Origin of the sequence: Stenotrophomonas sp. PvP093 (genome assembly GCF_017876915.1) — a bacterium.
Taxonomy (GTDB): domain Bacteria; phylum Pseudomonadota; class Gammaproteobacteria; order Xanthomonadales; family Xanthomonadaceae; genus Stenotrophomonas; species Stenotrophomonas muris.
Genome location: NZ_JAGIOX010000004.1, coordinates 3,641,519 through 3,651,581, shown reverse-complemented (window position 1 = coordinate 3,651,581; position 10,063 = coordinate 3,641,519). Strand labels below are relative to the sequence as shown.

Below are 10,063 nucleotides of genomic sequence, written 5' to 3'. Positions count from 1 at the left end.
CCTGTGTTCGGATGTGCCAATGAACCTCTCCGCCGGGCGCGGCGGCGCGTCAAGCGATTCTGACCCTTTCGTGCGAGGCGGAAATGTTCATGGCTTCACGATACTTCGCCACGGTGCGTCGCGCTACTGGAATTCCCGACGATTTGAGCAGGTCAGCCAGCTTGGCGTCAGAAAGCGGCTTGCGCGGGTTCTCGTCGTCGATCAGGCGGCGGATCATCGCCTGGATGGCCGTGCTGGACGCCTCGCCACCGCCTTCGGTATCGATGCCCGAGGCGAAGAAGGCGCGCAGCGGCAGGGTGCCGCGCGGCGTGCGCACGTGCTTGCGGGCGATCGCGCGCGACACCGTGGATTCGTGCAGGCCCAGCTCGGCGGCGATCTCGCGCAGGGTCAGCGGGCGCAGCGCCTGCTCGCCGAATTCGAGGAAGCCGGCCTGTTGCAGGATCAGGCTGCGCACCACCCGCAGCAGGGTTTCGCCGCGCTGCTGCAGGCCCTTCAGCAGCCAGCGCGCCTCCTGCAGCTGGCCGCGCAGGTAGCCGGCGTCGGCCTCGCCACAGCGGCGGATCAGCTGTTCGTAGCCACGGTGGATCACCACCTTCGGCCCGGCATGGGCCGCCAGCGCTGCGCGCCAGATGCCGTTCTGCCGCCACACCACCACGTCGGGCACCACATAGGTGTCCTGCGACAGCGGCGCGATCTGCGTGCCCGGACGCGGGTCCAGCGAGCGCAGCAGCGCGACCGCCGTCTCGACCTCGTCCAGCGGCTGTTTCAGTTCATGCGCCAGCCCGGAGACGCCACTGCGCGGCAGCCGTTCCAGCGGGCCTGCGGCAATCTGTCGCGCCAGCGCCAGCCCCGGCGTGTCGGCAGGCAACACGTCCAGCTGCAGCTGCAGGCACTCGCCGAGCGTGCGCGCGGCAACGCCGACCGGGTCGAAACGCTGGATGCGATGCAGCACCGCGAGGATTTCATCCTCACCGGCATGGACCGCCGGCAGCAGGGTTTCGGCGATGGTGGCCAGCGGTTCGCGCAGGTAACCATCGTCGTCCAGCGCATCGATCAGTGCAGCGCCGATGCTGCGGTCATGCGTGGAAAGATGCGACAGGTGCAGCTGCCACAGCAGGTGGTCGGCCAGCGTCTCGGTTTCCGCCACGCGCTCGGCGGCACTGCCGGTGTCATCGTCATCGTCGAAGCTGCCACCACTGCCGGCGGCACTCCAGTCGAGTTCGGCCGGCGCCCAGTCGTCGCCGTTGTCGGTGCGTTCGGCGGGCGCGTCGGCATCGGTGCTGTCGCTGGCCTCATTGGCGGCACTGCTGTCGTTGCTGTCGGCCCAGTCCAGCAGCGGATTGCTCTCCACGGCCTGGGCGATTTCAAGCTCCAGCTCGGTCGTGGACATCTGCAGCAGCTTGATCGCCTGCTGCAGCTGGGGCGTGAGCACCAGCTGTTGTCCCAACGATGTCTGCAGCCGAGTCTTCATGCCTGTGCCGAACGGAAGGAAAGGGACCCGGCGCCTGCGGTCACAGCTTGAAGGAATCCCCAAGGTAGACGCGACGTACGTCGGCGTTGTCCAGGATCGCCTCCGGCGAGCCCTGGGCCAGCACGGTGCCCTCGGCGAGGATATACGCGCGGTCGCAGATTCCCAAGGTCTCGCGCACGTTGTGGTCGGTGATCAGCACGCCGATGCCACGCTGCTTGAGATGGGTGACGATGCGCTGGATTTCACCCACCGAGATCGGGTCGACACCGGCAAACGGTTCGTCGAGCAGGATCAGGCGCGGCTGCGCGGCCAGTGCGCGGGCGATCTCGCAGCGACGACGTTCGCCACCGGACAGGCTGGCGCCGAGCTGGTCGGCCACATGGCCCAGCTGCAATTCGTCGAGCAGGCTGTTCAATTCGCGTTCGCGGCCGGCCGAATCCAGGTCTTCGCGAAGCTCCAGTACCAGGCGGAGGTTGTCGGCCACGGTCAGCTTGCGGAACACCGACGGCTCCTGCGGCAGGTAGCCCACGCCCTGCTTGGCACGGGTGTACATCGGATCGCTGGTGATGTCCTTGCCGTCGAGCACGATGCTGCCGGCATCGGCGGCGACCAGGCCGACGATCATGTAGAAGCAGGTGGTCTTGCCGGCACCGTTGGGGCCGAGCAGGCCCACCACTTCACCGGCGTCGAGGGTCAGCCCGAAGTCCTTGACGACTTCGCGCTGCTTGTAGCGCTTGCGCAGGCCCTTGGCGACGAGCATTACTTCTTGCTCCCGGCCGGCTTGGCCGACGTGCTGGCCGGCGCCGCCGCCTTGGGCGTGGCCGCCGGCTGTGCCGCCGCGTTCTTGTTCTTCGGCGGAATGACGGTGCGCACGCGGCTGCCATCGCCACCGGAATTCATTTCGCCGCTACGGGTGTTGTAGACCATGCGCTGGCCGGCATTGGTGCCGCGCGCGCTGGTGACCTTGTAGTTGCCGGTCAGGGTGATGATCTCGGTCTTGATGTCGTAGTCGATGCGATCAGCCACCGCGTCCATCCAGGTGCCATCGTCGAGCTGCTGCTTCATCGTGGCCTGCTTGCCGGTGAACACCGCACGCACGGCCTCGCCGTCCTTCAGGTAGATCTCGGCTTCGGACGAGCGGATGTCCAGCGAGCCCTGGGTGACGGTCACGCCCTGCGAGAGCACGGTCTTGCCATCGCCGGTGAGCACGCCCGACTGCGCGCCGGAGTCGATGTTCATGTTCTCGTTGCGGTCGGTGGACTTGGCAAAGGCAGCGCTGGGAACAAGGAGACCGAGCGCGAGTACGGCTGCAAAGGGAATCTTCATCGGGGTCCGTTCTACCGGTGGGGCCGCCCGGGAAACCGGGGGCGGATGGGTGGGCTGCCTGCCTTGCGCCTGTCCGGGGACGTCGCAGGAGGGCGGCGGAATCAGCGTCGGGGCGTGTAACGGCCCTTGGACTGGCTGAGGAAATGATACGTGTTGTTCTTCGAATCCACCTCGAAGCCAACGCCGGACTGTTCCATGCCGGGGCGGGTCATGGTGACCAGCGCATCGGTGCGGGCACGGTTCTCCTTCGGGAACACGTCCAGGTGGTCGGTGCGGAAGGTGGTCGGCACCACGCCCGGATCGGCCGGGCTGTCGCCGGCGACATTGCCGCGCAGCTTCATCTGGTCGCCCTTGGCGCTGAGCCAGCCCGTCTCGGCACGCAGGGTCCAGTGCTTGCCATCCTTGTCCGGCATCTCGAACAGCGGCGTGGCGATGTTGATGGTCTGGTCGCCACGCTGGCGCTCCAGCAACGGTGCGCGCAGGGTGGTCGATTCCTTGCCGTGCTGATCCAGGGCGACAACCTGGAAGTCGTGCAGGACGTAGTCCACGCCGACATCCTGGCCGGCAGTGGCCGGACCCTTGTCGCGGTTGCGCAGGGCCGCCCAGCTGCTGAGCAGGGCCGCCAGCAGCAGGCCGATGCCGAGCAGGGTGCGCCAGTTCAGGCTCGGCAGGTTCATGCGCCGAACCTCGCCAGGACCGCGTCCACATGTCCCTGCGCGGCCAGCAGGATGTCACACAGCTCACGGGCTGCACCACGTCCGCCATCGGCGCGGGTCTGCCAATGCACGCGCTCGGCGATCCACGGGTGGGCGTTGGCCGGCGCCACCGCCAGGCCGACCGCGGCCAGCGGTGCCAGGTCAGGCAGGTCGTCGCCCATGAAGGCCACCTGCTCCAGGCCGATGCCGTGCTGCGCACACAGCGCCTGCACGCTGGCCAGCTTGTCGCCCACGGCGATCTGGGTATCGATGCCGAGGTCGGCGCCGCGCCTGAGCGCGGACTGGCTGTTGCGCGCGGTGATCAGCACGGGGTGGATGCCGTGCTGCTGCAGCAGTTTCAGGCCCAGGCCATCCTGCACGAAGTACGCCTTGCTCTCGTTGCCGTCCTTGTCGTAGTACAGCCGACCGTCGGTGAGGGTGCCGTCCACGTCGAAGCAGGCCAAGCGGACGCGGGCCGCGGCGGCATGCAGGTGGGCGGGGAAGGCGGGCAGGGGGGACCAGGGCATCAGGGTGGCAGGCTCGGTGGATTCGGGTTGGGACGGTACAGACTGAATGGGGTCTACGGACTGTCGGTTAAACCACCCGGGCCCGCAACAGGTCATGAATGTTCAGGGCACCGACCGCCCGGCCCTGGTCGTCGACCACGATCAGGCCCGTGATCTTGTGGGTCTCCATCAGCCGGGCAGCCTCCACCGCCAGCTGGTCGGCGCCGATGGTACGTGGGTTGCGGGTCATCACATCGGCGATCTTCGCGGTACGCACGTCCAGCGCGCTGTCCAGCGCCCGGCGCAGGTCACCGTCGGTGAACAGGCCGATCAGCACACCGTCGGCATCGACCACGGCGGTCATGCCCAGCCGCTTGCGGCTCATTTCGACCAGCGCCTCGCTGAGGCTGGCGTCGGCCCCCACGCTGGGCAGGTCCTCCCCGGTGTGCATGACGTCGGTGATATGCAGCAGCAGGCGGCGGCCGAGGCTGCCGGCCGGGTGCGAGCGGGCGAAATCGTCGGCGGTGAAGCCGCGTGCGTCGAGCAGGGCCACGGCCAGCGCATCGCCCATCGCCAGCGAGGCGGTGGTGCTGGAGGTCGGCGCCAGCGCCAGCGGGCAGGCCTCGGCCGGCACGCTGACGTCCAGGTGGATATCGGCGGCGGTGGCCAGGCTGGACTGCGGGCGGCCGGTCATGGAAATCAGCACGTTGCCCTGGCGCTTGAGCACCGGCAGCAGCATCAACACTTCGTCCGATTCGCCCGAATAGGACAGGGCCAGCACCACGTCGGCCTCGGTGATCATGCCCAGGTCACCATGGCCGGCTTCGCCCGGATGCACGTAGAACGCGGGAGTGCCGGTGGAGGCCAGCGTAGCGGCGATCTTGCGGGCGATGTGCCCGGACTTGCCCATGCCGGTGGCGACCACCCGGCCGCGGCTGGCCAGGATCGCCTGGCAAGCCTGCTGGAAGGCCTCGCCGAGGCGGTCGGCCACGGCATCCAGCGCCTGCCGCTCGATCTCGAAGACGCGGCGGCCGCTGGCGACCAGGCCGGCAGGGTCGACGGAACGGGGGGGCAACAGGGATTCGGCCATGCGGACGCCACGCAGCGGAAGTAGAATGGAGGCACATTTTATTAGGAAAGCCCGTTGGACGCCGACACCATCCGCAACCTGATCGAAACCGGCCTGCCCGGCGCCCGCGCCGACGTGCAGGGCGACGATGGCGTGCATTTCGAAGCGACCGTGGTCTGCGAGGCCTTTGCCGGCAAGATGCCGCTGGCCCGCCACCGGATGGTCTATGCCACCCTGGGCGACCTGATGGGCGGCGCGATCCACGCGCTGGCGCTGAAAACCGTGACCCCGGCCGAAGCCGGCTGAACCGCAGAAGATCCCGAATACATGGCCAAGATCGTTGTGACCGGCGGCGCTGCGCTGCACGGTGAAGTGAGCATCTCCGGCGCCAAGAACGCCGTCCTCCCCATTCTCTGCGCGACCCTGCTGGCCGATGCGCCGGTGGAGATCACCAACGTGCCGCACCTGCACGATGTGGTCACCACGGTGAAGCTGCTGGGTGAACTGGGTGCCAAGGTCACCATCGACCAGGGCACGCTGTCGCGCGGCAGTGCGATCGTGGTCGACCCGCGTCCGGTCAACCAGCATGTCGCCCCGTACGAGCTGGTCAAGACCATGCGCGCCTCGATCCTGGTGCTGGGCCCGCTGCTGGCCCGCTTCGGCGCGGCGGAAGTGTCGCTGCCCGGCGGCTGCGCGATCGGCTCGCGTCCGGTCGACCAGCACATCAAGGGCCTGCAGGCGCTGGGCGCCGAGATCGTGGTCGAGAACGGCTTCATCAAGGCCACGGCCAAGCGCCTGAAGGGCGGCCATTTCACCTTCGACATGGTCAGCGTTACCGGCACCGAGAACGTGCTGATGGGCGCGGTACTGGCCGAAGGCACCACCATCCTCGACAACTGTGCGATGGAACCGGAAGTGACCGATCTGGCGCATTGCCTGATCGCGCTGGGCGCGAAGATCGAAGGCCTGGGCACTGCCCGCCTGGTCATCGAAGGCGTCGAGCGCCTGTCCGGCGGCCGCCATGAAGTGCTGCCCGACCGCATCGAGACCGGCACCTTCCTGGTGGCTGCGGCGATGACCGGCGGCAAGGTCACGGTCAACCGTGCGCGCCCGAACACCATGGACGCGGTGCTGTCCAAGCTGGTCGAAGCCGGTGCGAAGATCGAGACCACCGACGACACCATCACCCTGGACATGCAGGGCAAGCGGCCGAAGGCGGTCAACCTGACCACTGCGCCGTACCCGGCGTTCCCGACCGACATGCAGGCGCAGTTCATGGCGCTCAACTGCGTGGCCGACGGCGTCGGCGTGATCAACGAAACGATCTTCGAAAACCGTTTCATGCACGTCAACGAGTTGCTGCGCCTGGGCGCGGACATCCAGGTCGAAGGCCACACCGCCATCGTGCGGGGCAGCGAGCACCTGAGTGGCGCACCGGTGATGGCCACCGACCTGCGTGCCTCGGCCTCGCTGATCCTGGCCGGCCTGATGGCCAGCGGCGAGACCACCATCGACCGCATCTACCACCTTGACCGTGGCTACGAGAACATCGAAGAGAAGCTGTCTTCGCTCGGTGCCACCATCCGGCGCGTGCCATGATCCTGCGCGGCAAGTTCAGCCCGCGTCGCAAGGCGCTGCTGGCGCTGGTGCTGATCGTGCTGGCGTGGCTGGGCTACGCCTGGTACGCCAACATCGCCATCACCCAGGGCATCGAGCAGAAGGACATGGACTGGAATGGCGATGGCACGGTCTCGCGCGACGAGATCATCGAGTCGTTCTATGCGGTTGCGGTGAATGACAGCCAGGACGGCAACCGCCATTGCCGCACCTTCGTCTGGCGCAGCACCGGCGAGCAGATCCGCGTGGACTGCCGTACCGAGTTCAAGCCGGCGGCGGCCGAAGAAAAGAAGTAAGAAAAACGCCCGCGAAAGCGGGCGTTTTCTTTTCGCGGGGCCTGGGGTCGGAGCCCTTTCCATCGGAAAGGGCTCCGGCCCCAGCCACACAACCGGGGTCAGAGCCCATCCCCGAGGGGATGGGATCCGACCCCGGCACTCAGTTCATCGCCTTGATGGTCAGGTCCAGCGCATCGCGGTCGTTCTCCCGCTGCAGCATGCGCGCCGGCACCGGGAACTCCGGCACGATCCAGGCGATCAGCTCCTTGTTGCCGTCGGCACGCGAGACCTTGGTCGCTTCGTAGCTCTTGCCGCCCACGGTGATCGACTCCTTGCCGATCACGCGGTAGGTCATGTTCTTGATGCGGCCTTCGTCGACCATGCGATAGGTCAGCGGCTTGCCGGCGGCGAGGTCACGGGCGATCGCCAGGTTGATCAGCAGCGCGTCCATGTCACCGGATTTCAGTGCGATAGGTCCAGCGCGGTCCGGCTTGATGTCGCCGGTCCAGGTGGCCTGGTTGCTGGTCCAGTTGTAGTTGGCCTGCACGTTGCGCTTCTTCACCAGCAGCGCCGAACGGTCCTGGCTGCTGAGCGGGCGCAGCTGGCCGCGCACTTCTTCGAACACGGTGCTCTGGCTCAGGTCGGCCAGCTGGTTCTTCACCTGCAGCGTGTAGCGCCACTTGTTGGCACCCTCGCTGCTCAGCGTCATGCTGCCATTGGCCTGCATGCCCATGTAGCTGGCCAGGTAATCGGCCTTGAACGGCTGCAGGGCCATGGCCGGCAGGCTGGCCACCGACAGCGCGGCTGCAGCGATCCAGGTGAGGGGGCGGGTCAGGGTGCTCATGCTCAGACTCCTTGGTATTCGATCAGGCGCAGATCGACGCGGTCTTCGCCGTCTTCGCGTTGCAGGATGCGCACCGGGGTGGGGACACCGTTGGCGATCCAGAGGATGGTTTCGTTGTTGCCGCCGTTGGTCCGGTAGACCCGCAGCGCGTTGTAGGACAGGTCGCCGACCTCGACGTTCTCGGTCTGCGGCGCGGCCTGGTAGTCGTGCTGGCGGACCTTGCCCATGTCCACGTAGCGGTAGTGCATGGTGGCACCCGGACGGGCATCCCGCATGATCGCCAGGTTGATCAGCAGGGCGCTCTGGTCGCCCGGCTGCAGCGGAATCGGCTGCGCACGCTTCTTCTCGACGTCGCCGGTCCACTGCGCGGTACCGGCCTGCCAGTTGTACGTGCCGACCGCCTTCTTGCCCAGGAACAGGCCCTTGCGCACCGTGCTCTGGCTCAGCGGTGCATAGGTGCCGGCGCGCTCCTCGAACACCGTGCTCTGCTCGATGTTCAGGCCCAGCACGCTGGCAAAGCCGCGGCGGCCGACCACCTGCATGTCGACCCGCCACTGGTTGCCGCCGGTATGGGTGACCTGCATGCTGGCGTCGCCGGCCTCCTTGCCTTTGTAGAAGGCCTGGTAGGTGGCGCTGAACGGCTGCAGCGGCGGCGGTTCCCACGCCAAGGCCGGCAGGGCGGGGGCCGCCGCTTCGGCCGGCGGTTGCACCGCTGGTACAGGCGCCGGAGCCGGAGCCGGCGAGGCGGCAGGCGCCTGCGCCTGGCCCCAACCCACGCCGGGAAGCACGACAAGCGACAGCAGCAGTGAAGTGGACAGCAGGGTCGTGGTCTTCATGGAAGAGAGGAGCCGCAGGAGGTGGGCAGGATGCCAGCCCCGCAGTCAGCGGGGCGTGTGCGTGGGCGTTACCGGTTCAGGTTCCCGGCGGAATCTAGGGCCAGCGGGCTAAACAGGGGGTGACCGTCCAGTTGCGGCTGGCCCTCCCGTTCAGTCAGGCGGCCGGCGCACAGCAGCTGCAGCGTGGCGATCAGCAGGGGATGCTCCACCGCCAGCACACGCGCGGCCAGCGTGTCGGCGTCATCGCCGCGCAGCACCGGTACCCGCACCTGGGCCAGCACGGCGCCGGCGTCCAGCTCGGGTACGACCAGGTGCACGCTGGCACCGTGCTCGGCATCGCCTGCATCCAGTGCCCGCGCATGCGTGTCCAGCCCCTTGTGCAAGGGCAGCAGCGACGGGTGGATGTTGACCAGGCGGCCATCGAAGCGCTGCACGAAGTCTGCGCCGAGGATGCGCATGTAACCGGCGCAGATGATCCAGTCCGGTGCAACTGCGGCCAGCGCGTCGCCCAGCGCCTGCTCGTAGGCCGCGCGGTCGTCGAATTCCTTCGGTGCATGCGCCCAGCGCAGGTTGGCGCCGACCCGTTGCAGCGCGACCGCGGCCGGGCGGTCGGAAAACACGCCGACGACCTCGGCGCGCAGGCGGCCCGCGGCGATGGCATCGAGGATGGCCTGCAGATTGCTGCCGCGGCCGGAGGCAAGCACGGCAATGCGGGTAGGCGCGGTCATTGCGGGGTACTCCGGCGGATCAGCGGCCAGGTCAGCAGGCTGCCCACGGTGGCCATCAGCATGTCGGCATGCGCGTCCCACATGTCGCCCTGCTGCCCGTTGTAGGCCTCGGCGGCGTCCGGCGACAGGGCGAGCGCGATGGCCCATTCGAACCACTCGTACACCAGGCTGGCGCACATCACCGTCATCACCGCCAGGCTGAAGGCCTGGCCGCGGCGCAGCGCCGGCCACGCATGGCGCGCCAGCTGCAGCAGTGCCGGCGTGAAACAGACGCCGAACAGGAAGTGGATGAGGCGGTCGAAATGATTGCGCTGCCAGCCGAACGCCGCATTCGGCGACCAGCCGGTCAGCGCCTGCGCCCATGCGTCGTAGGGAACGTTGGAGTACAGCCAGCGGGCGGCCACGCAGTGCAGCGCGATGAAGCCGCAGATCGCGATGAAGGCGCCGTTGCCCAGCCAGCCGCCCCGGCGGTCGACCCACAGCAGGGCAGCCAGCCCGATCACGGTCAGGGTGCTGTGCAGGGCCTGTTCGGTGGGCCACAGCGGGTGTATCCAGCTGATTGCGAATACCGCCAGCACGGCAGCGAAGGCCAGCTTCTTGGGGCGCGAGAAACGGAAGGCGGTGGGCGAAGCGGTCGTGGGGAGGGCAGGCGCGGACATGGGGAGTCGATCAGGAAAGGGCGGGGCGTCTGCCGGC

The 10,063-nt window shown here is 67.9% G+C and carries 13 protein-coding genes; 3 read left to right on the top strand and 10 right to left on the bottom strand.

Features of this window, described 5'->3' with window-relative positions:
• Positions 1-49 precede the first annotated feature (49 nt).
• The 6 genes from J3A72_RS19670 to J3A72_RS19645 form a co-directional block, all read right to left on the bottom strand.
• Positions 50-1,471: an RNA polymerase factor sigma-54 gene (locus J3A72_RS19670; protein ID WP_014646233.1), complete on the bottom strand. Its 1,422-nt coding sequence runs from the start codon at positions 1,469-1,471 to the stop codon at positions 50-52.
• 40 nt (positions 1,472-1,511) lie between these two features.
• Positions 1,512-2,231: an LPS export ABC transporter ATP-binding protein gene (gene lptB, locus J3A72_RS19665; RefSeq protein ID WP_005415558.1), complete on the bottom strand. Its 720-nt coding sequence runs from the start codon at positions 2,229-2,231 to the stop codon at positions 1,512-1,514.
• Positions 2,231-2,797, bottom strand: coding sequence for a lipopolysaccharide transport periplasmic protein LptA (gene lptA / locus J3A72_RS19660; protein WP_032959333.1), 567 nt, complete (start codon positions 2,795-2,797; stop codon positions 2,231-2,233). The genes lptB and lptA overlap by 1 nt, the downstream gene beginning before the upstream one ends.
• Positions 2,798-2,898: 101 nt before the next feature.
• Positions 2,899-3,474 carry an LPS export ABC transporter periplasmic protein LptC gene (lptC, locus tag J3A72_RS19655; protein WP_075076683.1) on the bottom strand — a complete coding sequence of 192 codons (576 nt, stop codon included), beginning with the start codon at positions 3,472-3,474 and terminating at the stop codon, positions 2,899-2,901.
• Positions 3,471-4,019: an HAD hydrolase family protein gene (locus tag J3A72_RS19650; protein ID WP_075076684.1), complete on the bottom strand. Its 549-nt coding sequence runs from the start codon at positions 4,017-4,019 to the stop codon at positions 3,471-3,473. The genes lptC and J3A72_RS19650 overlap by 4 nt, the downstream gene beginning before the upstream one ends.
• Positions 4,020-4,086: 67 nt before the next feature.
• Complete coding sequence (locus J3A72_RS19645) at positions 4,087-5,088, bottom strand: KpsF/GutQ family sugar-phosphate isomerase (RefSeq protein WP_014646236.1); 1,002 nt, start codon at positions 5,086-5,088, stop codon at positions 4,087-4,089.
• Between the two features lie 54 nt (positions 5,089-5,142).
• Between J3A72_RS19645 and J3A72_RS19640 the strand changes: the two genes are divergently transcribed.
• The 3 genes from J3A72_RS19640 to J3A72_RS19630 are packed head-to-tail and all read left to right on the top strand — an operon-like array spanning position 5,143 to position 6,980.
• Positions 5,143-5,373, top strand: coding sequence for a BolA family protein (locus J3A72_RS19640; protein ID WP_005408396.1), 231 nt, complete (start codon positions 5,143-5,145; stop codon positions 5,371-5,373).
• Positions 5,374-5,394: 21 nt separating this feature from the next.
• Complete coding sequence (gene murA, locus J3A72_RS19635) at positions 5,395-6,666, top strand: UDP-N-acetylglucosamine 1-carboxyvinyltransferase (RefSeq protein ID WP_014646237.1); 1,272 nt, start codon at positions 5,395-5,397, stop codon at positions 6,664-6,666.
• Positions 6,663-6,980, top strand: coding sequence for a hypothetical protein (locus J3A72_RS19630; RefSeq protein ID WP_032957609.1), 318 nt, complete (start codon positions 6,663-6,665; stop codon positions 6,978-6,980). The genes murA and J3A72_RS19630 overlap by 4 nt, the downstream gene beginning before the upstream one ends.
• Before the next feature lie 139 nt (positions 6,981-7,119).
• On the opposite strand, the gene J3A72_RS19625 is transcribed toward J3A72_RS19630, so the two are convergent.
• The 4 genes from J3A72_RS19625 to J3A72_RS19610 all read right to left on the bottom strand — a co-directional run bounded on the left by J3A72_RS19625 (position 7,120) and on the right by J3A72_RS19610 (position 10,026).
• A complete protein-coding gene (locus J3A72_RS19625; protein WP_014036249.1) occupies positions 7,120-7,803 on the bottom strand; it encodes a DUF3108 domain-containing protein in 684 nt (227 codons plus the stop codon).
• Positions 7,804-7,805: 2 nt separating this feature from the next.
• Positions 7,806-8,639 carry a DUF3108 domain-containing protein gene (locus tag J3A72_RS19620; RefSeq protein ID WP_075076685.1) on the bottom strand — a complete coding sequence of 278 codons (834 nt, stop codon included), beginning with the start codon at positions 8,637-8,639 and terminating at the stop codon, positions 7,806-7,808.
• 68 nt (positions 8,640-8,707) lie between these two features.
• A complete protein-coding gene (purN, locus tag J3A72_RS19615; protein WP_075076686.1) occupies positions 8,708-9,367 on the bottom strand; it encodes a phosphoribosylglycinamide formyltransferase in 660 nt (219 codons plus the stop codon).
• Positions 9,364-10,026, bottom strand: coding sequence for a DUF2238 domain-containing protein (locus tag J3A72_RS19610; protein ID WP_075076687.1), 663 nt, complete (start codon positions 10,024-10,026; stop codon positions 9,364-9,366). The genes purN and J3A72_RS19610 overlap by 4 nt, the downstream gene beginning before the upstream one ends.
• Between the last annotated feature and the right edge of the window lie 37 nt (positions 10,027-10,063).

Coding starts and splice junctions, on each gene's coding strand:
- lptC (WP_075076683.1), bottom strand. CDS start 3,474: ATGAACCTGCCGAGCCTGAACTGGCGCACCCTGCTCGGCATCGGCCTG.
- J3A72_RS19630 (WP_032957609.1), top strand. CDS start 6,663: ATGATCCTGCGCGGCAAGTTCAGCCCGCGTCGCAAGGCGCTGCTGGCG.
- lptB (WP_005415558.1), bottom strand. CDS start 2,231: ATGCTCGTCGCCAAGGGCCTGCGCAAGCGCTACAAGCAGCGCGAAGTC.
- J3A72_RS19625 (WP_014036249.1), bottom strand. CDS start 7,803: ATGAGCACCCTGACCCGCCCCCTCACCTGGATCGCTGCAGCCGCGCTG.
- lptA (WP_032959333.1), bottom strand. CDS start 2,797: ATGAAGATTCCCTTTGCAGCCGTACTCGCGCTCGGTCTCCTTGTTCCC.
- J3A72_RS19670 (WP_014646233.1), bottom strand. CDS start 1,471: ATGAAGACTCGGCTGCAGACATCGTTGGGACAACAGCTGGTGCTCACG.
- murA (WP_014646237.1), top strand. CDS start 5,395: ATGGCCAAGATCGTTGTGACCGGCGGCGCTGCGCTGCACGGTGAAGTG.
- J3A72_RS19610 (WP_075076687.1), bottom strand. CDS start 10,026: ATGTCCGCGCCTGCCCTCCCCACGACCGCTTCGCCCACCGCCTTCCGT.
- purN (WP_075076686.1), bottom strand. CDS start 9,367: ATGACCGCGCCTACCCGCATTGCCGTGCTTGCCTCCGGCCGCGGCAGC.
- J3A72_RS19645 (WP_014646236.1), bottom strand. CDS start 5,088: ATGGCCGAATCCCTGTTGCCCCCCCGTTCCGTCGACCCTGCCGGCCTG.
- J3A72_RS19650 (WP_075076684.1), bottom strand. CDS start 4,019: ATGCCCTGGTCCCCCCTGCCCGCCTTCCCCGCCCACCTGCATGCCGCC.
- J3A72_RS19620 (WP_075076685.1), bottom strand. CDS start 8,639: ATGAAGACCACGACCCTGCTGTCCACTTCACTGCTGCTGTCGCTTGTC.